Origin of the sequence: Synechococcus sp. N19 (assembly GCF_900474045.1) — a bacterium.
GTDB lineage: Bacteria > Cyanobacteriota > Cyanobacteriia > PCC-6307 > Cyanobiaceae > Parasynechococcus.
On sequence record NZ_UCNR01000011.1, the window covers coordinates 149,842 to 174,171 of the forward strand.

At 64.0% G+C, this 24,330-nt stretch carries 25 protein-coding genes; 10 read left to right on the top strand and 15 right to left on the bottom strand.

What is annotated here, in order from left to right; all coding sequences use genetic code 11:
• Window positions 1-6: 6 nt before the first annotated feature.
• From DXY02_RS08065 to DXY02_RS08075, 3 genes are all read right to left on the bottom strand, one after another.
• The gene (locus DXY02_RS08065) at window positions 7-1,203 is read right to left on the bottom strand and encodes an NAD-dependent epimerase/dehydratase family protein (protein WP_114988852.1); all 1,197 of its coding nucleotides are present in this window, start codon (window positions 1,201-1,203) and stop codon (window positions 7-9) included.
• Window positions 1,204-1,277: 74 nt separating this feature from the next.
• Window positions 1,278-1,451 (bottom strand): photosystem II assembly protein Psb34, encoded by a 174-nt coding sequence (psb34, locus tag DXY02_RS08070; protein WP_114988853.1) that lies wholly within the window; start codon window positions 1,449-1,451, stop codon window positions 1,278-1,280.
• 92 nt (window positions 1,452-1,543) lie between these two features.
• Window positions 1,544-2,362, bottom strand: coding sequence for a thiazole synthase (locus DXY02_RS08075; protein WP_114988854.1), 819 nt, complete (start codon window positions 2,360-2,362; stop codon window positions 1,544-1,546).
• 51 nt (window positions 2,363-2,413) lie between these two features.
• Between DXY02_RS08075 and DXY02_RS08080 the strand changes: the two genes are divergently transcribed.
• Complete coding sequence (locus tag DXY02_RS08080) at window positions 2,414-2,959, top strand: hypothetical protein (protein ID WP_114988855.1); 546 nt, start codon at window positions 2,414-2,416, stop codon at window positions 2,957-2,959.
• A gap of 38 nt (window positions 2,960-2,997) precedes the next feature.
• Here the strand turns inward: DXY02_RS08080 and DXY02_RS08085 are convergent, their stop codons facing one another.
• From DXY02_RS08085 to rpmI, 3 genes are read right to left on the bottom strand one after another with little or no spacing between them, the layout of a single operon-like run.
• Window positions 2,998-3,516 carry a hypothetical protein gene (locus DXY02_RS08085; protein ID WP_114988856.1) on the bottom strand — a complete coding sequence of 173 codons (519 nt, stop codon included), beginning with the start codon at window positions 3,514-3,516 and terminating at the stop codon, window positions 2,998-3,000.
• A gap of 11 nt (window positions 3,517-3,527) precedes the next feature.
• Window positions 3,528-3,875: a 50S ribosomal protein L20 gene (gene rplT, locus DXY02_RS08090; RefSeq protein WP_011363098.1), complete on the bottom strand. Its 348-nt coding sequence runs from the start codon at window positions 3,873-3,875 to the stop codon at window positions 3,528-3,530.
• Between the two features lie 56 nt (window positions 3,876-3,931).
• A complete protein-coding gene (gene rpmI / locus DXY02_RS08095; RefSeq protein ID WP_006852081.1) occupies window positions 3,932-4,129 on the bottom strand; it encodes a 50S ribosomal protein L35 in 198 nt (65 codons plus the stop codon).
• A gap of 57 nt (window positions 4,130-4,186) precedes the next feature.
• Here rpmI and DXY02_RS08100 point away from each other — a divergent pair, with 57 nt between their 5' ends.
• The gene (locus DXY02_RS08100; RefSeq protein WP_114988857.1) at window positions 4,187-5,746 is read left to right on the top strand and encodes a SpoIID/LytB domain-containing protein; all 1,560 of its coding nucleotides are present in this window, start codon (window positions 4,187-4,189) and stop codon (window positions 5,744-5,746) included.
• 24 nt (window positions 5,747-5,770) lie between these two features.
• A complete protein-coding gene (locus DXY02_RS08105; protein ID WP_114988858.1) occupies window positions 5,771-7,090 on the top strand; it encodes a glycosyltransferase family 2 protein in 1,320 nt (439 codons plus the stop codon).
• 56 nt (window positions 7,091-7,146) lie between these two features.
• Here the strand turns inward: DXY02_RS08105 and DXY02_RS08110 are convergent, their stop codons facing one another.
• From DXY02_RS08110 to tig, 5 genes are all read right to left on the bottom strand, one after another.
• Entirely contained in the window at window positions 7,147-9,057 is a 1,911-nt protein-coding gene (locus tag DXY02_RS08110) for a DNA polymerase III subunit gamma/tau (RefSeq protein WP_114988859.1), read from the bottom strand.
• Between the two features lie 23 nt (window positions 9,058-9,080).
• Complete coding sequence (locus DXY02_RS08115; protein ID WP_114988860.1) at window positions 9,081-9,719, bottom strand: lecithin retinol acyltransferase family protein; 639 nt, start codon at window positions 9,717-9,719, stop codon at window positions 9,081-9,083.
• A 4-nt stretch (window positions 9,720-9,723) separates the two neighbouring features.
• Window positions 9,724-11,073: an ATP-dependent protease ATP-binding subunit ClpX gene (gene clpX / locus DXY02_RS08120; protein ID WP_114988861.1), complete on the bottom strand. Its 1,350-nt coding sequence runs from the start codon at window positions 11,071-11,073 to the stop codon at window positions 9,724-9,726.
• A 90-nt stretch (window positions 11,074-11,163) separates the two neighbouring features.
• Window positions 11,164-11,838 carry an ATP-dependent Clp endopeptidase proteolytic subunit ClpP gene (gene clpP, locus DXY02_RS08125; RefSeq protein ID WP_114988862.1) on the bottom strand — a complete coding sequence of 225 codons (675 nt, stop codon included), beginning with the start codon at window positions 11,836-11,838 and terminating at the stop codon, window positions 11,164-11,166.
• Between the two features lie 43 nt (window positions 11,839-11,881).
• Window positions 11,882-13,291, bottom strand: a complete 1,410-nt coding sequence (gene tig / locus DXY02_RS08130) for a trigger factor (RefSeq protein ID WP_114988863.1) — start codon at window positions 13,289-13,291, stop codon at window positions 11,882-11,884.
• A gap of 157 nt (window positions 13,292-13,448) precedes the next feature.
• On the opposite strand from tig, the gene DXY02_RS08135 reads away from it, so the two are divergent.
• From DXY02_RS08135 to DXY02_RS08145, 3 genes are read left to right on the top strand one after another with little or no spacing between them, the layout of a single operon-like run.
• The gene (locus tag DXY02_RS08135; protein ID WP_114988864.1) at window positions 13,449-14,471 is read left to right on the top strand and encodes an aspartate-semialdehyde dehydrogenase; all 1,023 of its coding nucleotides are present in this window, start codon (window positions 13,449-13,451) and stop codon (window positions 14,469-14,471) included.
• The gene (gene dapA, locus DXY02_RS08140; protein WP_114988865.1) at window positions 14,471-15,379 is read left to right on the top strand and encodes a 4-hydroxy-tetrahydrodipicolinate synthase; all 909 of its coding nucleotides are present in this window, start codon (window positions 14,471-14,473) and stop codon (window positions 15,377-15,379) included. The genes DXY02_RS08135 and dapA overlap by 1 nt, the downstream gene beginning before the upstream one ends.
• Before the next feature lie 51 nt (window positions 15,380-15,430).
• Complete coding sequence (locus DXY02_RS08145) at window positions 15,431-17,470, top strand: ribonuclease J (RefSeq protein ID WP_114988866.1); 2,040 nt, start codon at window positions 15,431-15,433, stop codon at window positions 17,468-17,470.
• On the opposite strand, the gene DXY02_RS08150 is transcribed toward DXY02_RS08145, so the two are convergent.
• The 3 genes from DXY02_RS08150 to holA are packed head-to-tail and all read right to left on the bottom strand — an operon-like array spanning window position 17,456 to window position 21,079.
• A complete protein-coding gene (locus tag DXY02_RS08150; RefSeq protein WP_114988867.1) occupies window positions 17,456-18,226 on the bottom strand; it encodes a hypothetical protein in 771 nt (256 codons plus the stop codon). The two genes, DXY02_RS08145 and DXY02_RS08150, sit on opposite strands and share 15 nt — an antisense overlap.
• Window positions 18,227-18,260: 34 nt before the next feature.
• Window positions 18,261-20,066 (bottom strand): aspartate kinase, encoded by a 1,806-nt coding sequence (locus DXY02_RS08155; protein ID WP_114988868.1) that lies wholly within the window; start codon window positions 20,064-20,066, stop codon window positions 18,261-18,263.
• 47 nt (window positions 20,067-20,113) lie between these two features.
• Window positions 20,114-21,079, bottom strand: a complete 966-nt coding sequence (gene holA / locus DXY02_RS08160; RefSeq protein ID WP_114988869.1) for a DNA polymerase III subunit delta — start codon at window positions 21,077-21,079, stop codon at window positions 20,114-20,116.
• Window positions 21,080-21,088: 9 nt separating this feature from the next.
• Between holA and DXY02_RS08165 the strand changes: the two genes are divergently transcribed.
• Window positions 21,089-21,736 carry a precorrin-8X methylmutase gene (locus tag DXY02_RS08165; protein WP_114988895.1) on the top strand — a complete coding sequence of 216 codons (648 nt, stop codon included), beginning with the start codon at window positions 21,089-21,091 and terminating at the stop codon, window positions 21,734-21,736.
• On the opposite strand, the gene tilS is transcribed toward DXY02_RS08165, so the two are convergent.
• A complete protein-coding gene (tilS, locus tag DXY02_RS08170) occupies window positions 21,684-22,688 on the bottom strand; it encodes a tRNA lysidine(34) synthetase TilS (RefSeq protein WP_244276204.1) in 1,005 nt (334 codons plus the stop codon). The two genes, DXY02_RS08165 and tilS, sit on opposite strands and share 53 nt — an antisense overlap.
• A 35-nt stretch (window positions 22,689-22,723) precedes the next feature.
• On the opposite strand from tilS, the gene DXY02_RS08175 reads away from it, so the two are divergent.
• The 3 genes from DXY02_RS08175 to ribH all read left to right on the top strand — a co-directional run bounded on the left by DXY02_RS08175 (window position 22,724) and on the right by ribH (window position 24,330).
• On the top strand, window positions 22,724-23,482 hold the full coding sequence (locus DXY02_RS08175; RefSeq protein ID WP_114988871.1) for a DUF561 domain-containing protein: 759 nt from the start codon (window positions 22,724-22,726) through the stop codon (window positions 23,480-23,482).
• Window positions 23,483-23,595: 113 nt separating this feature from the next.
• Window positions 23,596-23,784: a photosystem II reaction center protein PsbZ gene (psbZ, locus tag DXY02_RS08180; protein ID WP_006850156.1), complete on the top strand. Its 189-nt coding sequence runs from the start codon at window positions 23,596-23,598 to the stop codon at window positions 23,782-23,784.
• 63 nt (window positions 23,785-23,847) lie between these two features.
• Window positions 23,848-24,330, top strand: a complete 483-nt coding sequence (gene ribH / locus DXY02_RS08185; RefSeq protein WP_114988872.1) for a 6,7-dimethyl-8-ribityllumazine synthase — start codon at window positions 23,848-23,850, stop codon at window positions 24,328-24,330.

Sequence of the window (24,330 nt, forward strand, 5' to 3'; positions counted from 1 at the left end):
GCTCGATCAGGACGCGGTGCCGATGGCCTGGGCCTGGGTTTTGGTCCAGGCGGAGGTGCAGAGGATGCGATTGCGGTCGCAACGGTCGGCGTAGCGGGTGGCGATTTCCACCACTTCCTTCAGCAGGCCGTCATCGAGGGTGGTGGGGTCGAGGCCCAGCTCGATGAAGCAGCGGTTGTCCACGATCAGATCGTTTTCAACAGCCTCGTTGCGGGGGTTGGGCAGGTTGTTGACCTGAGCCCCGGTGAGGGCAGCCACCTTCTTGGCCAGTTCACCCACCTGATGGCTCTCGGTCATCTGGTTGAAGATCTTCACCCGCTCCCCTTGTTCCGGAGGGTTCTCCAGCGCCAGCTGGACGCAGCGCACGGAATCGCGGATATGGATGAAGGCGCGGGTCTGGCCCCCGGTTCCATGAACGGTGAGCGGATAGCCGATGGCGGCTTGCATCAGGAAGCGGTTCAGCACCGTGCCGTAATCGCCGTCGTAATCAAAGCGATTGGTGAGTCGCGGGTCACGGTCTGTGGCATCGGTGTTGGTTCCCCAGACGATGCCCTGGTGCAGGTCGGTGATGCGGACCTTGTCGTTCTTGTTGTAGTAGAGGAAGAGCAGCTGGTCGAGCGTCTTCGTCATGTGATAGACGCTGCCGGGGCTTGCCGGGTGGAGGATTTCCTCCTCAAAGCGGCTGCCGTCGGGCTGGGGCACCTCTACCTTGAGGTAGCCCTCAGGGATGGTTGCGCCGCGGTGGGAGCCATAGCCGTAGACACCCATGGTGCCGAGGTGCACCACGTGGATGTCCTGACCGCTTTCAACGATGGCCGCCAGCAGGTTGTGGGTGCCGTTGACGTTGTTATCGACGGTGTAGCGCTTGGTGGCGCTGCTCTTCATCGAATAGGGGGCGGCCCGCTGTTCCGCGAAGTGGACCACGGAATCGGGGCGCTCGTCCCGGAGCAGATCCAGCAACCGCTGGTACTCATGGGCGATGTCCATGTGGACAAACCTCATCGGCTTGCCGCCGGTTTCCTCCCAGACTTTGAGGCGCTCACCGATGCTCACGATCGGTGTCAGCGACTCAACTTCAAGGTCGATGTCGATCTTGCGACGGCTGAGGTTGTCCACGATCAGAACGTCGTGGCCCTGATCCGCCAGGTTCACCGCACAGGGCCAGCCGCAGAAGCCGTCACCGCCGAGAACGAGAACTTTCACCCCAAACTCCTGCTGGAACGAGCGTGATGCTCAGTCTTGGCAAGCTACTACAGGGATTTTCAGTGTGAACCGTCTCAGCTGATGGCGACGGTCACCGCCACCATCGCGGCCACGATCAATCCACCGCTCACCAACATCATCATTGAGCTGCGGTTACGGCTCTGGCTGGTGGCGACGTCCATCACCTCCATGCGTGGCTCCTTGGCGAAGGCGTTGAGACGACCGCCGTCTTCCGTGGTGACCGACATGGGTCCAATGCGACTGGTCGGACCTTATGAGTCCAAATGCTCATTGCCTGCCTTTGTGAAGCAGGCTTCACCTCACTTCACGTCTCTTCACTTCATTGGGGTGACTGCACCAGGCCCGTGGTCGGTGAGCTGGCAGAGGCCTGATCCCTCCGCGGCAAGCGCCCGGAGAGGTGGGCGGTCCGCCCGGCCATCACTGCCTGACCCATGGCCTCGGCCATTCCGGCGGGGTCGCCCGCCAGGGCGATGGCGCTGTTGACCAGCACGGCATCGGCGCCCATCTCGAGGGCCTGTGCCGCCTCGCTTGGAACACCAATGCCGGCATCCACCACCACTGGAACCCCGGCGTTTTCGATGATTAGACCGATGTTGGCGGCATTGTTGAGTCCCTGACCCGAGCCGATCGGAGAGCCCAGAGGCATCACCGTGGCGCATCCGACCTCCTCCAGCCGTTTGGCCAGCAGGGGATCTGCATTGATGTAAGGCAGAACTGTGAACCCTTCCTTCACCAGTTGTTCTGCGGCGTTCAGGGTGCCGATTGGATCGGGCAGAAGATGCCGGGAGTCAGGAATCACCTCCAGCTTCACGAAGGTGTTGTCCTCCTGTCCCGCCAGCTTGGCCAGCTCCCGTCCAAGCCGTGCCACGCGCACTGCCTCTTCGGCATCGGTGCAGCCCGCCGTGTTGGGCAGCATCCATATCCGCCGCCAATCAATGGCTTCCATCAGGCCCTCATGGCCTGCGGCCACGGTCTGCACCCGGCGCACGGCCACCGTGACCATGTCGCAGCCGGATCTCTCGATGCTCTGCTGCATCGATGCCATGGATGGATATTTGCCGGTGCCCGTGAACAGGCGGCTGTTGAACTGACGTCCGCCGATGGTCAGGGGGTCGGAGCTGGGGGAGGGCGAATCCATGACGCGTCTGAGCAAAAGGGCCTACCGTTCCTGCATCATCCATCGTCTTCCATGCCGCTCCTGCTCGCCATGGATCTCCCGGCTGGCAGCCAGGTGCCGTTTAAGACCAACCCTCAGCTGCCTCTGGATCCGATTCAGCTGGCGGTTCCTCTGGAGCTCGATGCCATCGAAGTCGAGAGCTTCGACCCTGTCGCACGCGCTGCTGAGCTGGCGGTATCGCTGCCCCGCCAATGGTGCGGCACGTTTGAACCCTTTGATGGAAATCCCACCGTTGATGTCACGTTGGACATCACCCAGATGACGGCCATGGGCCAGATGGTGGACCTTCGGGGCACGATGACCCTTGGCTCCGTGACCACACCGGTACAAGGCAATCTCCATGCCAGGTCGGATCAGCTTGATCTCATTCCCTTGGCGGATCCTTTGATTGCAGGCCTTGAGCCTGGTGGCGTCTTCCTTGGCCTGCAGATGTTCAGTCCCACCAGCTGGCAGGCACCTCGTCTGATCAACGTGGCCAATCCCAGCACTGGAGTGGGTGGACGTCTGGCATTGACCAGTGGCTGTGAGGAAGAACCCCCGGTTCAGCCGCTCTGGTGACCATATTTTTGTGAGGCAACAAGGAGATCTGAAAGAACTCAGCTGTTCCGCCGTTTGAGTTTCTTCAGCCCTTTCTTTGCAGTGGCGTTGTCGGGTTCCAGTTGAAGTGTCTGCTCATAGAGGGAGATCGCCTCAGCGTCCTTCAGCAGCTTCTCCTGAGCAAAAGCCAGGTTATTGAGGGCTACGGGGTAGTCCGCTTTCGACTTCAGAGCAAGCTTGTAATGCTTGGTGGCACCGGAGTAATCCTTTTGTGCTGCCAAAGCAAAGCCAAGAGCGTTTTCGATCAGCGCACGGGCTTCATCCGGCTCACCACTCAGGCGTTTCAGTGCCTGCTTCAGGGTGGCAGCCGCCTGCGGGTACAACCGCTTTCGCAATTGAACGGATCCGAGTTCGTAGAGGTCAGACGCCTGTCGTGACGAGGCCGTGTCGGATTTCTCGAGCTCAATCAGGCGTGCTTCATCACGACGCACACGAAAAAATTGTCGGCCAACCACCACCGCAACGATGGCAAGCAGGCCGACCAGGCCCAGCAGGTAGGTCTGGGGCAGCAGGTTCACGGTTGGGAAATTCAGCTCTTAGCTGCAGCCACGACGTTGGTGAAGCTGCCGGGGTCAACAACTGCTAGCTGAGCCAGCATCTTGCGGTTCAGGCGCACATCGGCCTTCTTGAGACCGCCCATCAGACGGCTGTAGCTCACACCATTGAGGCGGGCAGCTGCGTTGATGCGGGCAATCCAAAGGCGACGGAAATCACGCTTGCGACGACGACGATCGCGGTAAGCATTGCAGAGGGCTTTCATCACCCGCTGGTTTGCTGTACGGAACAGGGTTCCGTTGCCACCACGGAAGCCACGGGCCAGACGCAGGATCTTGTTGCGGCGTTTACGGGCGACGTTGCCTCTCTTGACGCGGGCCATGAGGTTGGAAGGGTTGGATCAGGTCTTGTTGAACGGTCTCGTCTGAGCAGCTGTGCTCAGGCGTAGGGCATCATCAGGGTCACGCGCTCTTCATCGGTGCGGTCCACCACGGCCTTGGTGGCCAGATGACGCTTCTGCTTGGGCGTTTTGTGGTCCAGCAGGTGGTTCCGGAAAGCGCGACGACGCAGAAATTTGCCAGTGCCGGTCGCTTTGAACCGCTTCGCGGCAGCTTTGCGGGTCTTCAGCTTGGGCATTGGTCTGCTCGTTCGGACACAAACGACAACAATACGTCCCGACGTGCCCCCTGCTGAATGATTCGGTTCCTGACGCTCACATTGCTGCTTTGCGTGGGCCTGGGCTGCCGCGCCCGTGAGCAGGGTGATGGCCTGCAATCCGCCGTGTCTGAGCCCCCGGTGGTGGAACCGGTTCAGCGGGCGACGCACCGTTCTGTCGCTGACCCACCGCGGGTTGAAGGTCATGAACCGGTGCTCTGGGTGGCCTTGGAGGATCACCTTGGTGCCACGGCGACCGCCGCTGCTTTGAACCTGCGTGCCTTTGCCGGATCGCTCACTCTTCGCGACGCCACCGGGGAGCAAGGGATTGGTTCAGGTTTCGTGATCACCTGGCGAAGCGTTGCCTTGGCCCGTCCGCTCAAGTTGGCCCGCCGGATTGCAGGTCCCTACGCCAGCTTTGAGTCGGCGGATCGTGTTGCCTCCCGTTGGCGTGCTCTTGGAGTTGCGGCCGAGGTGGCCCATCCCAAGGAGTGGGAGGTGTGGGCGCCGGAGGGCTCGCCTGTTCCCGATGGTCTGGCCGTGCGCGATTGGCAAAGCACCGTCACCAGCACCGTCGAACCGGTGTTGCAGACGCTGGAGGGTGAGCGCCCCCTGCAAGGACCTCTCTTGATTGAGGCCTCGGATGGGTTGCTCTGGGCGGGTGGACGTTTTGAAGGGCCCTTCCGCTTGCAAATGGATGCCTATGGCAGCTGGACCCTTGTGGAGCAGGTGCCGGTGGAGCGCTACCTCGAGGGGGTGGTGCCCCATGAGATCGGTGCCGGTTCACCGATGGCGGCGTTGCAGGCCCAGACCGTTCTGGCGCGCACCTGGGCTCTGGCCAACAGCCATCGCTTCAGCGTTGATGGCTATCACCTCTGCAGCGACACCCAGTGTCAGGTCTACAGCGATCCCCGCCATGCGGGAGCTGCTGTGCGCGAGGCGATTGCAGCCACCCAGGGCAAGTTGCTCAGCCTGAACAATCAGCCGATCAGCGCCGTGTATCACGCCACCAACGGCGGGGTGATGGCTGCCGGGCCGGAAGCCTGGGCCATGCAGCCCACCACTTATTTGCGTGCGCAGCCGGATGGGGATGAGGGCTGGAGCAACCGTCATCCCTTGCCCCTGCAGCAGCGCCAGGCGGTGCAGGTGCTGCTGGCGGATCGCAGCGGGGCCTTTGGCCAGCGGCACCCCCGCTTCCGCTGGACCCGAATCCTTTCGGGCCCGACCTTGCGTCAGGCCCTTGGCGCAGCCGCAGACCCGCTGGTTTCGCCTTTGCAATTGAAGGTGCTCGAGCGGGGCGCCAGCGGCAGGGTGCTGGCCTTGCAGATCTCAGGCAGCAGCGACGCCGCTCCGGTCATCCTCAAGTTGGATGCCATTCGCCGGACCCTCCGCACGCTGCCCAGCACCCTGTTCGTCTTGGAGCCTCAGGGGACTGAACGCTGGTTGGTGGTTGGTGGTGGCTTTGGCCATGGGGCTGGTTTGTCGCAGGCTGGAGCCATTGATCTGGCTTGGCGTGGCTGGCCTGTGGAGCGGATCCTGAGCCATTACTACCCAGGGACTGTCTACGGCCCACTCTCAACACTGGTGCAGTCCCCTTAAAGTCCTTCCCACCTGGGCAGCTGGATGAGCTCGAACGCCACATCGGGTGATCACCGTCGGGTGAAATCGGCAGCGTTCCTGTTCGCATGCGGATGTGCTGGTGCTGCTCCCCACTGGCTGGACTCCGCCCGTTCGCTCTGGCCCGCCATCAGTCTTGCCCTGATGCTTGGGGGCTATGGCCTCCGTTCCGTCATGCGCGGGCAGCTGATGCGTGGGTCATCGGTGTCCATGCCGGAGATTGATCGGACGAAGCTTCCCAGCCTGGATGTGGTGGTGGCCGCCCGCGACGAAGAGGCGGTGGTGCCGCGTTTGGTGGAACGGCTTACTTCACTGCGTTATCCGTCCGGGCAGCTCACCACCTGTGTGATCGACGACGGCAGTCTTGACCGAACTTCTGAGCTGCTGGACGATCTGGCCAGCCAGCACCCTGAGCTGAACGTGATCCATCGCCAGCGCAATGCCGGTGGGGGCAAGTCGGGTGCGCTCAACACCGCTTTGGGCTGCCTCAAAGGTGAGTGGCTGCTGGTGCTTGATGCGGATGCTCAGTTGCAGGACGACTTACTCGAGCGCCTTGTTCCCTACGCCGTGGAGGGTGGCTGGTCGGCGGTGCAGCTGCGCAAGGCCGTGATTGATGCCGATCGCAATTGGTTGACCCGATCCCAGGCGATGGAGATGGCTCTGGATTCGGTGATCCAGTCGGGCCGACTGGCCAATGGAGGCGTGGCCGAACTGCGGGGGAACGGACAGCTGATCAAGCGCTCCGTGCTCGAGTCCAGTGGTGGTTTCAATGAAGACACCGTCACCGATGACCTGGATCTCAGCTTCCGCCTGCTGACCCATGGGGCCTTGGTGGGATTGTTGTGGGACCCTCCGGTCCAGGAAGAGGCGGTTCCTGGTCTCCATGCCTTGTGGAAACAACGGCAGCGCTGGGCGGAAGGCGGATTGCAGCGCTTCTTTGATTACTGGCCGGTGCTGACCTCGGCCCAGCTCAGTTTTCGCCAGCGTTGGGATCTGACGGCCTTTTTTCTGCTCCAGTACGCCCTGCCGGTGGTGTCCTTCGCTGATCTGAGCACGGCTCTGATCACCCGAAGCCTGCCGGTCTACTGGCCCTTGTCTGTTGTGGCCTTCAGCGTTTCGGGTCTGGCTTACTGGCGCGGCTGTCGTGGTGGCAGCGAAGGGCCGGAGATCCCCTCAGCGAGCCTGGCCAATCTCCTTGTGGCGATCGCCTACCTCGGCCACTGGTTTGTGGTGATTCCCTGGGTGACGCTGCGGATGTCACTGCTCCCCAAACGCTTGGTCTGGGCCAAAACCAGCCATGGTCAGGAGCATCCGGTTCAGGCCTGAGGTTGTTGCCTGTTGAACGGCATGACCGTGGCGAGGGTCGTTGAATCGACGTTCACTCAGTTGACGTCGTCAACGTCGAGCACCTGACCATTGAAGAAGTCCGCCAGGTTGCGGGCCTGACGATCCAGGCCTGAGGGAGGACTGGGTTGAGGGTTGGGTTCTGCTGGTGCAGTTGCCGGGTTGGCGTCCAATGGTTTGGCTTGGGTGTGCGGCAGTTCTGGCGCTGACACCGGAGCTGACGCTGGTGTTGCTGAGGGTGCCGGAGTTGGGGGCTCGACCGCTGCTGGGGCTGTTGCGACCGGGGCTGTCCCGACCGGCATGGTTGTGATGTCCGGAGCGATCGGGGGGGGTGTGGTCGGTGGAGTGATTGATGGTGGTGTGACCGGGGCTGTTGCCAGCGGAGGTGGCATGGCGCTGTTACTGGCCTCCAGCACCAGCTGCCGCGAGCCTCCAAGCGCTTTGGCCACGGCCTGTTCCAGCAGGGATGCTCGGCTCTGCACCATCCCCATCCAGTTGCCTGCCACCTGCACAACGGCACGGTTGGCATCAAGGCGCACCAGTTGGGCCTGCTGCGACAGCAGCATTCGGGTGGAGGGCAGTTCGAGGCTGCCCAGGATCTGTTGCCAGAGCTCGGGCAGGTTGGTGCTGGCGGCCGTTGCAGGGGTGGAGACCGCCGGCAGTTCCGGTGATGGCGCAGGGCCAGGTTTTGGGCTGGGGCTGGGCGCCTCGATTGCTGGGGTTGCTGCAGGGGCTGCGGCGGAAGCCGTGGGAGCAGGAGGGGCGACTGGTGTTGTCGGTGGGCTTGCTGCTGCCGGCTGCGTTGTTGCTGGTTGTCTTGGGGCCGGCGCTGCGGCTGCGCTCTGAGCCGCCACCGGTTCCGCCAGCAACCCCAAAAGCAGCACTTCCAGCCACAGGCGCGGCTGCACGCTTTGGCGCAGTTGTTGCTCGGTGCCGCGCAGTTGTGCCTGCCATTGCAGCAAGCGGACCCTGCCGATGGTCTTGGCGAGGGCGGGCAGCTGCTCGCGGAACTGGGGCGACACGCTGGTGAGTTCCAGTCGCTCCGGAGCGGCGGCCATCAGCACCAGATCGCGCAGCATCCCGGCCAGACCCTGCAGCACGGCCCCGGGATCCCGGCCCCGGTCCAGCAGGTTGCGGGTGGCCTCCAGCAGCTGCACAGGTTCGGCGCTGCTCATGGCCCCCACCAGCTCCAGCAGTTCCTGCTCGGGCACGGCCCCCAGCAGATCCCATACCGCAGCGGCTTCGATCGGTGGCGGCAGCAGGCTCAGCTGATCCAGCAGGCTTTCCGCATCACGCAGGCCTCCCTGAGACCGCTGAGCCACCACATGAATGGCCTCAGGCTTGATCTCGATCGCTTCCTGTGCGGCGATCCAGCTCAGATGCTTGTTGAGGGCATCCAGAGGAATGCGGCGGAAATCAAAGCGTTGACAACGGCTGAGGATCGTTGGCAGCACCCGTTGCGGGTCGGTGGTGGCGAGCACGAACACCACCTGCGGCGGGGGCTCCTCCAGGGTTTTCAGTAGGGCGTTGAAGGCTGCTGTGGAGAGCATGTGGCACTCGTCCACCACGTACACCTTCCAGCGGGCCTGCACCGGTGCGAAGCGGGAGCGTTCGATCAGCTCGCGGATGTTGTCGACGCCGGTGTTGGAGGCGGCATCGATCTCGATCACATCGAGGGCGGTGCCGGCGGCGATCGTGGTGCAGAGCTCACAGGTGCCACAGGGCTCTGGAGTGGGCCCCTCGCTGTTCAGGCAATTGAGCGAGCGGGCCAGGATGCGGGCGCTGGAGGTTTTGCCGGTGCCGCGGGGGCCGCTGAACAGATAGGCCGGGGCAATCCGATTGCTGGTGAGGGCGTGGCCCAGGGTGGCGGCGATCGCCTCCTGCCCCACCAGCTGATCAAAGCGCTGGGGCCGGTATTTGTGATGCAGCGGCTGGTAGGCCGAACTCATGCGCCGCGAGCGTTGAGAGGAGATTACTCAGAGGAATCGGAGCCTGGGAGGGCGGGGTGCTGCTGGAGCAGGGCATCAATGCGTTGTTTCAGGTCTTCGACGGCGGCCAGTTCATCGGCCAGGCTCTGGCCCGTGAGCAACAGCCGGCGATCGGTTCCCTCTCCTGCTCGTTCCAGCAGACCCTCCAACTTGTGCAGCAGCGAGAGGCGCAGGCGTTCCAGCTTCTCCACGCCTCGCCTGGCCATGGCGCGGGCGTCGTCATCGAGCAGGCCCCGTTGCATCAGGAGCTCCAGGCCCCGCATCAGCGCCGAAGGCATCAGCCCGCTCCAGTGGCGGGCCCGTTCCAGCACGGAGTCCACCTGGCCACTGCGATGACGTCCGGTTTTGCACCAGGTGGCGAAGTGCTCGCAGTTGTTGAACAGCAGGTTGTAGTCCTGCTCTCCCAGACGCCCCATGGCCCGGCGCAGGGTCACACCCTGCGGAGACGCCTCGACGTAGTTGATCACCCGCAGCGGTTGGTCCTGGCTGAACTCCTCCAAGGGGCTGCGCAGAATTTCACGCCCTTCCAGATAGTGGGCGACGGTTCCGTCCCCGAGGTCGATGCCGTGGTGGTTGAACAGGCCGTGCTGACGCGGCACCTCCAGGTGGTCAGCGGCAGCCAAGACTTCAGGCGGTCTTCTGTTGTTCCGCGCCAGGCAGGGGCAGCACTTTGCCGCCCGTGTGTTCCTCCACCATCGCCCGGGTGACGGTGAACTCCTTCACCGATGTCTGGGATGGCAGGTCGTACATCAGGTCTAGCATCAGCTCCTCAACGATGCCGCGCAAGGCGCGGGCCCCGGTCTTGCGCCGGTGAGCCTCCTGGGCGATCGCTTCGATGGCGTCATCGGCGAACTGCAGTTGCACGTTGTCCATGCTCAGCAGGGTGCGGAACTGCTTCACCAGAGCATCGCGGGGTTCGGTGAGGATCGATTGCAGGGCGCTTTCGTCCAGGGGCTCCAGCACGGCACTCACCGGCATCCGGCCGATGAATTCGGGGATCAGGCCATAGCGCACCAGATCATCCGGCTCCAGGTGCCGCAGCACCTGGGCGGCCTGAAGGTCGCGATTGGCGCGGCTGCGTCCACGGCCGTCGCTGGGCATGAAGCCGATGGCATTGCGGCCCATGCGTTTCTGCACCACGTCGTCCAGACCGACGAAGGCACCACCGCAGATGAACAGGATCTGGCTGGTGTCGATCTGGATGCAGTCCTGATAGGGGTGCTTGCGCCCGCCCTGGGGCGGCACGTTGGCCACCGTGCCCTCCAGCATTTTCAGCAGGGCCTGCTGCACACCTTCGCCGGACACATCCCTTGTAATTGAGGGGTTCTCGCTCTTGCGGGCGATCTTGTCGATTTCATCGATGTAGATGATCCCCCGCTGGGCTTGGTCCACATCCATATCGGCCTTCTGCAGCAGCCGCAGCAGGATGTTTTCCACGTCTTCACCCACGTAGCCCGCTTCGGTGAGGGTGGTGGCATCGGCCACGGCGAAGGGCACGTCCAGCATTTCGGCCAGGGTCTGGGCCAATAGCGTCTTGCCGCAGCCGGTGGGTCCGATCAGCAGGATGTTGCTCTTGTGCAGCCGGGTTGCCGTTTCCTCGGTTTCGCCCTGGCCATCTCCCTGCCAGGCCAGACGTTTGTAGTGGTTGTAGACCGCCACAGACATCACCTTCTTGGCCGCGTCCTGGCCGACCACCTGCTGATCCAGGAAGCTCTTGATGTCCTGAGGCCTAGGAATGGAGGCCAGGGTCGGGGCCGGTTTGCTGCTCTTGCGGGCGGCTGGGGTGGCCTTTCGGCTCGGCTCATGGCTGTGGCGGGGGTTGCCCTGACCATCCACCAGCTCTTCATCCAGGATCTCGTTGCAGAGATCGATGCATTCGTCGCAGATGTAAACGCCAGGTCCGGCGATCAGCTTGCGCACCTGGTCCTGGGATTTCCCACAGAACGAACACTTCAGATGGGCGTCGAACTTGGCCATCGAACGCTGGGCACCACACAGGAGAACAACTCAGGAATCAACCGATGGGGTCTCCCTGAACACACAGGATCGAGAACGGAAGGGCGTCTGTCAGCCCTCCGTAATGATTCCTCCGTCCCCGGAACTGTCCACCACGCGATCGATCAGGCCGTATTCAACCGCTTCTGCCGGAGAAAGGAAGTAGTCACGGTCGGTGTCTTCCGAGATCTTGTCGAGCGGCTGGCCGGTGTGCTCCGCCATCAACCCGTTCAGGGTTTCCTTGAGGTAGAGGATTTCCTTGGCCTGGATCTCGATGTCCACCGCCTGCCCCTGGGCGCCACCAAGGGGTTGGTGAATCATGATCCGGGCATTCGGCAAGGCGAGTCGCTTGCCTTTGGTGCCTCCGGAGAGCAGGAAGGCACCCATGCTGGCGGCGAGGCCATAGCAGATGGTCACCACGTCAGGGGTGACCTGCTGCATCGTGTCGTAGATCGCCAGGCCAGCCGTGACCGAACCGCCTGGTGAGTTGATGTAGATCTGAATGTCCTTTTCGGGATCCTCGGCTTCGAGGAACAGCATCTGTGCCACCAGGGCATCGGCAACGGCGTCATCCACGCCGGTGCCAAGGAAGATGATCCGCTCCCGCAGCAGGCGGGAATAGATGTCGAAGGCGCGGTCGCCGCGACCGGACTGTTCCACAACCGTGGGCAGCGGCCCCGGTGCCGAGACGGGCATGGCGGCCCGCCAGCGGTTCTGGATGGGGTGGTGACTGCGGGCGTCGATCACGCGATCGGTATGCGGTGAAGTTGGGCCAATCTATGGGCGTTGCTCAGTCCTTGGCGTCCGCCTTGGACTTGCTCTTGGCCGCGGTCTTCTTGGCGGCGGGCTTTTTCTTAGCCGCAGGCTTGCTGTCATCCGCAGCCGGTGCCTTTTCGGTGAGGGTGCTGTTCTCCTCCAGCCAGCCCATCAGACGATCCTGCATCAGGTCGTCCATCACGGCCTGACGCAGGCGCTCGGGATCGATCTTGGCGTCGGCGGAGAGCTCTTTCTTCACCTCCTTGATCTTGGCGTCCACGTCCTTGTCGTCGAGCTTGATGTCCTCCGCTTCAGCCAGGGCGGTGAGGGCAAAACTGCGGCGCAGACGCTCTTCGGCCTCAGGGCGGGAGTTCTGCATCAGGTTGCGCACCAGATCAGGAGTGAACAGCGACTTCACATCCATGCCCTGCTGGGCGAACTGGGCTGCGGTCTGCTCCAGCAGGTTGCGGCTTTCCTGTTGGATCAGGGCTTCCGGCAGCTCCACCTCCAGCTGCTCCACCAGGGCGGCGACGAGGGCATCGCGGCGGTTGCTGGTCTGACGGCGTTCGGCGTCGTCCTTGAGTCGCTGCTCCAGATCTTTGCGCAGGTCCGCCAGAGTCTCCTGCTCGCTGGCCTGCTTGGCGAATTCGTCGTCCAGCTCGGGCAGTTCGCGTGTCTTGAGGTCCTTCAGTTCGATCTCGAAGGCGGCCTTACGTCCGCGGGCGTCCTCCTTTGGGTAGTCGTCAGGGAACTGGCAATCCACGGTTTTGGTCTCGCCGACCTTCATGCCGATGACCCCTTCGATGAAGCCGGGGATCATCCGGCCGTTTTCCAGGTCCACATCCATCGAATCGGCGCTGCCGCCCTCGATCTCACTGCCGTCATCGCTGTAGATGCCTTTGAAGCCGAGCACAGCGATGTCGCCGTTCTTGGCGGCACGACCTTCCACCGGAACGACCGTGGCCATCTGCTTGCGGGAGTCCTCAAGCATCGCGTCGACCCGTGAGGCGTCGTAGGCGACGGTTTCAAATTCCGCCTTCAGGCCCTTGGTGGTTTTGAGCTTCGGCGTCGGGGCGACGTCGGCTTCCAGGGTGAAGGTGAGTTCCTTGCCGGGCTCAAAGCTCTCCAGCAGACCGTCGAAACCACTGCTCAGATCAGGCTGACTGATCGGTTCCAGCGATTCCTGCTGGATGGCGTCACGCCAGGCGTTATCGATCAGCTTTTCCAGAGCCGTGGCTTTGATCCGCACGCCTCCCAGCTGCTGCACCAGCACCGTGCGCGGCACCTTGCCCTTGCGGAAGCCCGGCAGGTTGATGCTGCGGCTGAGGCTGTTGATGGCGTCTTCGTAACTCGTCTTGCAGCGCTCCCCAGGAACGGTGACCGTCACCGCCAGGCGGCTGCTGGGTCGGGCTTCGGTGGTCACCTTCAGGGCTGCAGCGCTCATGGGGGAAGGGAAAGGGCAGCCCAGCACTTTATGCAACGGGTGAATTCAGGCTGGATCGGTAAGCTGAGCGCGTCGCTCGATCGACATCACGTTCTCTACGCAGTGATGTCAGATCTGAGAAACGACGGGTTTTCGTTCAGATCGTTCACTCCACCGCTTGTCTTCGACCCTTCCCAATCGCCCTCTCAACGTTGCAGTTCTCGGAGCCAGCGGTGCTGTTGGCCAGGAACTGCTGCTGCTGCTTGAAGAGCGCCGTTTCCCCGTTGGCGAGCTGAAGCTGCTGGCGTCGGCCCGTTCGGCCGGCCAGACCCAAACCTGGAATGGCCGCACCCTCACAGTGGAAGAGGTTTCGGCCCAATCCTTTGAGGGGGTCGACCTGGTGCTGGCGTCAGCCGGTGGTTCTGTCTCCAAGCAGTGGCGCGAGGCGATCACCTCCGCCGGTGCGGTGATGGTGGATAACTCAAGTGCCTTCCGGATGGAGGAGGGTGTGCCGCTGGTGGTGCCCGAGGTCAACCCCGATGCGGCCTTCTCCCACAAGGGCGTGATCGCCAATCCGAATTGCACCACGATCCTGCTCACCCTCGCTTTGGCTCCTTTGGCGGCCAAGCGGGCGATGCGCCGGGTGGTGGTGAGCACCTACCAATCCGCCAGTGGTGCCGGTGCCCGGGCCATGGAGGAGCTGAAAAACCTGTCGCAGACTGTGCTGGACGGCGGCACTCCGAAAGGAGAGGTGCTGCCCTACTCCCTGGCGTTCAACCTCTTTTTGCACAACTCTCCCCTGCAGGCCAACAGCTATTGCGAGGAGGAGATGAAGATGGTGAACGAGACCCGCAAGATCATGGGTCTGCCGGATCTGCGCTTCACCGCCACCTGCGTGCGAGTGCCCGTGCTGCGGGCCCATTCCGAAGCGGTGAACATCCAGTTCGAGTCCCCTTTCCCGGTTGATGAGGCACGTGAGCTGCTCGCGGCTGCACCTGGTGTGGAGCTGATTGACGACCCGGCGGCGAACCGTTTCCCGATGCCGACGGATGTGACCGGTCGCGACCCGGTGGCGATCGGCCGGATCCGTCAGGACATCAGTGATGCCAATGCTCTGGAGCTCTGGCTGTGTGGGGACCAGATCCGCAAAGGAGCGGCGCTGAATGCTGTTCAGATCGCTGAACTCTTGATTCAAAAGTGATGACCCAGGCCGCCACCCTCTCCCCAACTCCCTTCGGCCGTGTGGTCACCGCGATGGTGACCCCCTTTGATGCCAGCGGTGCTGTGGATCTCAGCGTTGCCGCAAACCTGGCCCGGCATCTTGTGGATCAGGGATCCGAAGGATTGCTGGTGTGCGGCACCACCGGTGAATCGCCGACCCTCAGCTGGGACGAGCAGTTGCAACTGCTGCAGGCCGTTCGTGATGCCGTGGGCAGTGACGCCAAGGTGTTGGCGGGCACGGGCAGCAATTCCACAGCGGAAGCGGTGGAGGCCACCAAGGAAGCGGCGGCGGCCGGTGCCGATGGCGCTCTCGTTGTGGTGCCCTACTACAACAAGCCTCCCCAGGAGGGTCTGGAGGCCCATTTCCGGGCCATCGCTGAAGCGGCACCTGAGCTGCCGTTGATGCTTTACAACATCCCTGGCCGCACCGGTTGCAGCATCGCCCCGGCCACGGTGGCCCGGCTGATGGACTGCCCCAATGTGGTGAGTTTCAAGGCCGCCAGCGGCACTACGGAAGAGGTCACGGCTTTGCGGCTGGCCTGCGGTCCGCAGTTGGCGATTTATAGCGGTGACGACGGCCTCACCCTGCCGATGCTTGCGGTGGGTGCCGTGGGCGTAGTGAGTGTGGGCAGCCATGTGGCGGGCCCTGAGATCCGCGCCATGATCGAGGCCTATCTGAACGGCGATGGTGCCTCCGCACTCGCCCTGCACGACGCGTTGATTCCCCTGTTCAAGGCCCTGTTCGCCACCACCAATCCGATTCCCGTCAAGGCTGCCCTGGAACTCAATGGCTGGTCTGTCGGTGCGCCCCGTCCGCCCCTGTGCCCCCTCTCTGACGACATGAAACGTTCGCTCTCCACCGCCATGGCCGCCCTCCGTCAGACCTAGCCCGGTCCGGCTTATCGGCTCACGCAACCCGTTCTTTACCCATCGTTTTCCATGGCCAACAACGCGCGATCCAGCAAGGGTCAGGAGCCCTTCCTTCGGGTGATTCCCCTGGGTGGTCTCCACGAGATCGGCAAGAACACCTGTGTGTTCGAGTACGGCGATGACCTGATGCTGGTGGATGCCGGTCTGGCCTTCCCCAGCGACGGCATGCACGGGGTGAATGTGGTGCTGCCCGACACCAGCTTCCTGCGCGAGAACCAGAAGCGGATCCGCGGCATGATCGTCACCCATGGTCATGAAGACCACATCGGTGGCATCGCCCATCACCTCAAGCACTTCAACATTCCGGTGATCTACGGGCCGCGTCTGGCCCTTTCGATGCTCACCGGCAAGATGGATGAGGCCGGTGTCCGCGACCGCACCACCCTGCAGACCGTCGGTCCGCGCGATGTGGTGAAGGTGGGTCAGCACTTCTCCGTGGAGTTCATCCGCAACACCCACTCGATGGCCGACAGCTTCTCGCTGGCCATCTCCACACCGGTGGGGACCGTGATTTTCACGGGTGACTTCAAGTTCGACCACACCCCGGTCGACGGCGAAAACTTCGACATGGCCCGCCTGGCTCACTACGGTGACAAGGGCGTCCTCTGTCTGTTCAGCGATTCCACCAACTCCGAGGTTCCTGGCTTCTGCCCGCCGGAGCGCTCCGTCTTCCCCAACCTGGATCGCCACATCGCCAATGCCGAAGGGCGAGTGATTGTCACCACCTTCGCCAGCTCGATTCATCGCGTGTCGATGATTCTGGAGCTGGCCCTGAAGAACGGCCGCAAGGTGGGTCTGCTGGGCCGCTCGATGCTCAACGTGATCGCCAAGGCGCGGGAACTGGGCTACATGCGCGCGCCGGATGAACTGTTTGTGCCGATCAAGCAGATCAACGATGTGCCCGATCGTGAAACCCTGCTGCTGATGACCGGTAGCCAGGGTGAGCCGCTGGCTGCCCTGAGCCGCATCTCCCGCGGTGAACATCCCCAGGTGAAGGTGAAGACCACCGACACGATCATCTTCTCGGCCAGCCCGATCCCGGGAAACACGATTTCCGTGGTCAACACCATCGACAAGCTGATGATGCTGGGCGCCAAGGTCGTTTACGGAAAGGGCGAAGGCATCCACGTTTCCGGCCATGGCTTCCAGGAAGACCAGAAACTGATGCTGGCTCTCACCCGGCCCAAGTTCTTCGTGCCGGTGCACGGTGAGCACCGGATGCTGGTGCAGCACTCCCGCACCGGCCATGCGATGGGGGTTCCGGTCGACAACACCCTGATCATCGACAACGGTGATGTGGTGGAGCTCACCCCGGATTCGATTCGCAAAGGCAATGCCGTAAAGGCGGGCATCGAGCTGCTGGATCAATCCCGCAACGGCATCGTTGATGCCCGGGTGCTGAAGGAACGCCAGCAGCTGGCGGAAGACGGCGTGGTGACGATCCTCGCTGCCATCAGCACCGATGGCGCCATGGTGGCTCCGCCGCGGGTGAACCTGCGGGGTGTGGTCACCACAGCTGATGCCCGCAAGATGTCGTTGTGGGTGGAGCGCGAAATCAAGTGGGTGCTTGAAAACCGCTGGAAGCAGCTCTGCCGCAACAACGGTGGCAAGGCACCGGAGGTGGACTGGATGGGTGTGCAGCGTGAAGTGGAGGTGGGCCTTGGCCGCCGGATGCGCCGTGAACTGCAGGTGGAGCCGCTGATCCTCTGTCTGGTGCAGCCGGCCCCTGGCGGCACACCGGTCTACAAGGGCCGTGCCGATGCTGAGCCCGATGACCGTCCGGCTCCCCGCGGTCGCGGTGGCCGTGGCGGTGGCTCTCCCTATGGCCGTCGCAACGGCGGTGGCGGTGGCACTCCCGCTCCAGTGCGGAACAACCAGGGCAACGGCCGGTCTGGCTCGGCAACCCCAGCCCCCGTGCGTGCCGCGGCGGCAACCGCAGTGGTGGAGAAAGTGGCTCCTCAACCGGTGGCTGAAAAGGCAGCCCCTGCTTCCCCGGAGCCGGAGATGCCTGCAGGCCGCACCCGTCGTCGTCGTTCAGCGGCCAGCTGATCGGACGAATACCCCTTTGATCCTGTTGATCAGCCCCATCGGCTCTCCGGAGTCGGTGGGGCTTTTGATGTCGGGCTGGAGTTGAACGCGGAGCCATGAGTTCTCCAAGAGATATTTGGCAGCAGGTTCCTGGGGTGTGGGGTCGACGGCGACGGGTGGCTCTTCTTCGCTGCGTGCTGGTTCCTGGTTCGCCATCTCCACCTCGACCTCGACGTCTGAACTGGCTTCTGGCGTGACCGTTGGCTCTGGGCTTGGGACCGGAGTGGGGGAGGGATCCGCAGTCGGCACGGCCCGGTTTTCCTCATCACTGGACAACCACGGCATTGCGATGACCAGATCAGCCGTTGCAGGCCGGGCTTGATCGGGCTCCGTGCTCAGGAAGGGATCCCTGAGCAGGTCTGGGATGCCGCTGTTGGTTGCGGGTGTCGTACCTGCTCCGCTGGCGGTGTCTTCTGCTCGGCAGCGCTCCAGCCCCTGTTCCGCCAGGGCGACGATGGTGGCGTCCACGTCACTCTGCAGCACCCATTCGTAGGAGATGGCGGCTTCCTCCGGTTGCTGGAGCCCATGCAGTTGGATGTGACCCAGGAGCAACGACACCACCGCTCGCCAGCCCAAGACCAGGCTTGGGTCGTGCTCGTTCGATGCGCTTTGGAGTTGATCCCACAACGCTGAGGTGAGGGCATGGGCTTCGGCGTACTCTCCGAGGCCATAGGCCCGTTCCGCGGCTTGGTAGTGCTGCTCGAAATCGGCGTCCACGCGTTGGGGGGGCCAGTCCCCCCGTTGTAGACCGTTAGTCGGGGTCGTGCGGTGAAGCGATGCCTTGGGCGGTGTGACGCTCCTCACCTCCCAGTCCGAATCCGGCGTGCACCACCTGGAGTGCCTGAACGCCAGCATCTTCGGCCACCACACAGCTGGTTCTGATTTCGCTGGTGGCGATCAGACCGATGTTGATGCCGGCGTCCGCCAGCGCACGGAACATCCGCCCCGCTGTGCCGGGCGTTGCCGGCATCCCAGCGCCCACAGCACTCACCCGGGCAATGGCCTCACCATCCTCCAGAGCGGCACCGGGCCACTGGGCCAGCAGGGGGGCCAGGGCCACATCGGCGCGGGCGCGGTCGTCCTTGCGCAGGATGAAGGTGATGTCGCGCGATCCGTCGTCGTGCTGACGCTCCGATTGAACGATTGCATCGAGGCTGATGCTGTTGTCCGCAAGGGCTGAACACAGCGCCGCTGCGGTGCCGGGTCGATCGGGCACGTGGCGAACACTCAGTTGCACCTGGTCGCGGTCGAGGGCGACGCCGCGCACTTCCTGTTCGCCGTTGCCGTTGTCGGTGGGATTGATGCGGATTTGCGAGTCCTCCAGGTCGAAGGCCTCCTGCACGGCTTGAACCGCCTTGCTGCCGGCGCCGGAGTCGATCACGCAGCTCACCTTCACCTCACTGGTGGCGATCAGGCGCAGGTTGATGCCTTGCTGACACAGGCAGTTGAACAGGCCGGCGGCAATGCCAGGGCGCCCCATGATTCCGGCCCCGCTGATGCTCAGCTTCGTCAGCCCTGCTTCGGATGCCAGATCGCCGCCCAGTTGATCCAGAACTTTCTGGCTTACAGCGCGGGCCAGCTCGAGATCCGCTTCCGCCACCGTGAAGGTGATGTCGTTGCTGCTGCCCTCATGGGTGGCCTGAATGATCAGGTCCACATTGATTCCGGCCTCGGAGAGGGTTTCAAACAGGCGTGCGGCAATCCCAGGCTGATCGGGAATCTGGGAGAGGGCGAGCACGGCCTGTCCGTCCACTTCCTCCATCCCATCCACAGGGCTGCCGAGCTCGAGGCCGCTGCTGCTGATCGGACGGGCTGAACGGCTGGTAATCCGGGTGCCGGGGGCATCGCTCCAACTGGAGCGCACCACAAGGTTCACTCCGTAGTTGCGGGCGATCTCAACGGCCCTGGGATGCAGCACGGAGGCCCCAAGGCTGGCGAGTTCCAGCATTTCGTCGCAGCTGATCGTCTCCATCAGCTGGGCATCGGACACTTTGCGCGGATCGGTGCTGAGCACACCCGGAACGTCGGTGTAGATCTCGCAGGCATCGGCACCCAGTGCCGCCGCCAGGGCGACAGCGGAGGTGTCGGAGCCCCCGCGCCCGAGGGTGGTGATTTCGTTGAGGCCATCGCTGCTGGTGCTGGTGCCCTGGAAACCGGCCACCACCACCACTTGGCCAGCCGCGAGGCGGTTGCGTATTCGGTCGGTGCGAATCCCGAGGATCCGGGCCCGGCCATGGGTGGATTCCGTGGCGATGCCCACCTGTGGACCGGTCATCGACGTCGCACTGACTCCCTGAGCGTTCAAGGCCATCGCTAGCAAGGCGATCGACACCTGTTCGCCACTGGCCAGCAGCATGTCCATCTCCCGCTGGGTGGGGGCAGAGGTGATGGCGTTGGCCAGACCAGTCAATTCATCGGTGGTGTGGCCCATGGCGGAGACCACCACAACCACGTCGTGCCCCTCCTCCCGGCAACGTCCAATCCGATCAGCCACCGCCTTGATGCGTTCCACGCTGCCGACGGAGGTGCCCCCGAATTTCTGCACCAGGAGGGCCATGGACCGGACTTCAGCAACGCTGGATTTTCTCACCTGACGGGCAGCGATCAGCCCAGCAGGCCGTCGCGGAAGGCGTCGCCCGGCTGAGCGCCGCGTTTCAGCCGGGCCTCCACCTCCAGGAGACGGCCCAGGAGTGAGAGAAAGCGCTTGGGCGGGCGGCCCTGCAGCTGCTTGCGCATCACGTAGATGCGTTTGGGGTTGCCGATCCCAGCGGCTTTGGCGATCACCGCCACATCCCGTTCCCCCTGCTGTTCAAGCAGGCTCACCCAGAGCCAGCCGCGGATTTGACCGGTGAGGGTGGCCACGATGCGCAGGGCTGGTTCCCCGGCTTCGATCAGGGCATCCCAGCGGGCGATCGCTTCGCCGGGGTTGCCCTCCAGCAGGGCATCGCCCACGGCCAGGGCGTTGGTGGAGCGCCCTCCCACCAGCTCCTGCACCCGTGCGGCGGAAATGCTGGTGTCCCGCAGGGAGAGCTTGCGCAGTTCCGATTCGAGCCGGGCGCTGTCGGTGCCGATGGCCTCCACCAGGGCATCGATGGCATCCGGCTCCACCTTGAGGCCCAGGGCTTCGGCCGTGCGTTGCACCAGCTGGCGCTGGCCGTTGCCATCCCAGGCCGCTGGCAGCGGAAAGCTCTGCTCCTGATCGAGCCCGCTTTTAATCCGTTTCTGCAGGGCTTTGGTGGTGCGCAGGCGACCATCGGGTTTGGCCGGGTTCACCAGCACCAGGTGGCTGCTGTCGGGGATGAGCTCGAGGGCAGCTTCAAACCGGTCAGCCAGCTCACTGGGGCAGCCATTGCAGAACGGACTGCGCTGCAGCAGCACCAGCCGTTCGCCCGTGGCGAAGGGAGGGGTGCGGGCCTCCTCGAGGGCCTGCAGGGCCTGACCAGCGTCGGCCCCATCCAGGCGGCTGAGGTTGAGGCTGCTCCAGCTGGGGTCGACAACCTTGCCGATCAGGGCATCGATGGCCCGATCCCGCGCAGCGGCGTCATCACCCCAGAGCAGATGGATCGGCATGGGTCGATGATGGCGTGGATGGCCCAGGACCACCCGATCTTCACCGAAAGCATCCGGCGGATCCGGGCGGCACTGGGGGACATGGGCCTGCCGCCGCTGCAACAGCAGGTGCTGGAACGGCTGGTGCACAGCAGCGGTGATCTCTCGTTGGGAACACTGCTGCGATTCAGCGAGGGGGCCTGTGAGCAGGGTTTGGCAGCGCTGAAGCAGGGAGCGCCGATCCTGACGGACACCGCGATGGCGGCGGCGGCGGTGGCCCCGATGGCCCAACGCACCCTCGGCAGTGCGGTGCACACGGTGCTGGAGTGGGCACCTGAGGCGGCGCCGGCGGGCTCAACGCGCACGGCGGCGGGCATGGAGCAGGCCTGGCGTGCGCTTGCGCTGGCGTCACCGGCTCCGGTGGTGCTGATCGGCAGTGCGCCGACTGCCCTTGAGGTGCTGTTGCAGCAGGTGGCCGCCGGTGCTCAAGCCCCCAGCCTGGTGATCGGCATGCCGGTGGGTTTTGTGGGGGTGGCGGAAAGCAAGAAGCATCTGGCGGCCAGTGGCCTGGCCCAGATCCGTTTGGAGAGCAGCAGGGGTGGAGCGGGTCTGGTGGCCGCGGCGGTTAATGCTCTGCTGCGCGCTGCTGCAGCACCAGCTCCGCCCCTTTCCAGCTGAGTTGCCAGCCCCCGGCAAGATCGGCCGCACCGCTGGGGGCACCGCTTTCGAGTCGCAGGCTGAGCTCCTCCAGTTGGCTGGCCGGCAGGGCAGGCACCCCCTGCTGCTGCAGCCACTGCGCCAGCAGCAGGCGGCGGCTGGCTGAGCTCAACGCCCCCAGACCACGGCGGTCCAGGCCAGCAGCGGTTTGCAGAAGCTTCAGGGCCATCTGGCTGAGTTCCGTCTGACTGTCCCGCACCTGGGACACCCGTTCGGCCAGATCGCTTATCCGCTGCGTGCTGCCCGGATGCAACGCCTCCAGCACCGGCAGCACCTCCTGGCGGATCCGGTTGCGGGCGAACTCAGACGATTGGTTGCTGGGGTCCTCCCAGATCGGCAAGGCGAGGTCTTGGCAGATCTGGAGGGTGTCGTGGCGCTGCAGGTGCAGCAGCGGCCGGCGCAGGAGGGGCCCTTCCGGGCTCAGGGGGCGGACGCTGGGCAGGGCCGCCAGGCCGGCTAGGTCGCTGCCGCGGGCCAGCTGCAGCAGCATCGTTTCGGCCCGGTCGCTGGCGGTGTGGCCCGTCACCACATCGGCGCCCGCTTGGCGGCCCCGTTGGTCCAGCCGTTCGTAACGCCACTGCCGGGCCTTGGCCTCGCTGGGCACCTCTCCCGGTGCTGCCTGGTCCACCTGCAGAGGGAGCTGCCGCTGCTGGCACCAGCTGCTCAGTTCGGTGGCGATTCGGCCGGAGCCGTCGTGCCAGCGGTGATCGCCATGCCACAGGCTCAGGCTCCAGCCATGCAAGGGCGCCAGATCCTGCAGCAACGCCAGCAGGGCCATGGAGTCCTGTCCGCCGGACACCGCCAGCAGCAGAGAGCTGCCCTGGGGCAACAGCTGCGGCTGCATCAGCAGGCGCCGGTGCAGGCGGTCATGCCAGGACGTCCAGCCCAAGAAGCAGGGGTGCGTTTCCCCCACGGTGTGAGAATCAGGGCATCGCTGTCCAGTCCCCCATGACCCGTCTTCAGCAGCTGCCCGTTTCTCTGCAGCGCAGCCTTGAGCAGCGCTCTGCGCTCAAGGTGATCGCTGGCCTGATGAATTTCGACGCCGCCAGTGTGGAGCGGGTCGCCCGTGCCGCCGGGCGTGGCGGTGCTGATCTGATCGACGTGGCCTGTGACCCTGCCCTGGTGCGTCTGGCGATCGAGGCCTCCGGTGGCGTGCCCGTGTGCGTGTCTTCGGTGGAGCCTGAGCAGTTCCCCGCGGCGGTGGAAGCCGGTGCGCTGATGGTAGAGATCGGTAACTACGACGCCTTTTATCCCCAGGGCCGGATCTTTGATGCGGCTGAGGTGCTGGAGCTCACCCGCCGCACCCGCCAACTGCTGCCCAACGTGGTGTTGAGCGTCACCGTGCCCCATGTGTTGCCGATGGATGAGCAGGAGCAGCTGGCCATCGATCTGGTGGCGGCCGGAGCTGATCTGATCCAAACCGAGGGCGGCACCAGTGCCAAGCCCTTCAGTGCTGGTCACCTGGGCCTGATTGAGAAGGCTGCCCCCACCCTGGCGGCCGCCCACAGCATCAGCCGCGCCGTCGATGTGCCCGTTCTGTGTGCTTCTGGTCTTTCGGCGGTGACGCTGCCGATGGCCATCGCTGCCGGTGCGGCCGGTGTGGGCGTTGGTTCAGCGGTGAACCGCCTGCAAGATGAGCTGGCGATGGTGGCCGTTGTTCGTGGTCTGCGTGATGCCCTCGGCAGCGCTGTCGCGACCCGCGTCTGAACCTGAATCTGCGCTGAGCGGAGGACTCTTCCCCTTCATGGTGTGAAGAGTCCTCCGCTCGCTCGCGGGAGCAACAGCTCTCGTGTGAAAATCAACCCCTGACTTCCAGCTCCATGCAGTTCATCAACACGCTGACCGTTCTGGCCCTGGTGGTGGCGTCCTTCGCTTTGATCGTTGCGGTGCCGGTGCTGTATGCCTCCAGCGAGGACAGCGGCCGCTCCAACCGTCTGATCCTGCTGGGCAGTGCAGTCTGGGTGGCGCTGGTGCTGCTCAACTGGGGTGTGAGCTTCTTCGTCGTCTGAGCTCAGCCTCAGGCAGAACCTGGCGGGTGCCACGATGGCTGAGATTCAGTAGGCACCTTCCCAATGGCCACGTTTGAAGGACGTTTCTCTGACGCAGCTGGGCTGCGCGTCGGCATAGTCGTGGCCCGTTTCAATGATCTGGTCACCGCCAAGTTGCTGAGCGGCTGTCTCGACTGCCTCAAGCGCCACGGCGTGGATGTGTCGGAGACCAGCTCCCAGCTGGACGTGGCCTGGGTGCCGGGGTCGTTCGAACTGCCGATCGTGGCCCAGCAGATGGCCCGCTCCGGTCAGTACCAGGTGCTCATCACCCTGGGGGCGGTGATCCGCGGCGACACGCCCCATTTCGATGTGGTGGTGGCGGAGGCCAGCAAGGGCGTCGCAGCGGTGGCGCGCGACACGTCCGTGCCGGTGATCTTCGGCGTGTTGACCACCGACACGATGCAGCAGGCGCTGGAGCGGGCGGGCATCAAGAGCAATCTCGGCTGGAGCTACGGCCTGGAAGCCCTGGAGATGGGCAGCCTGATGCGGACCTTGCCGTCGGCTTGA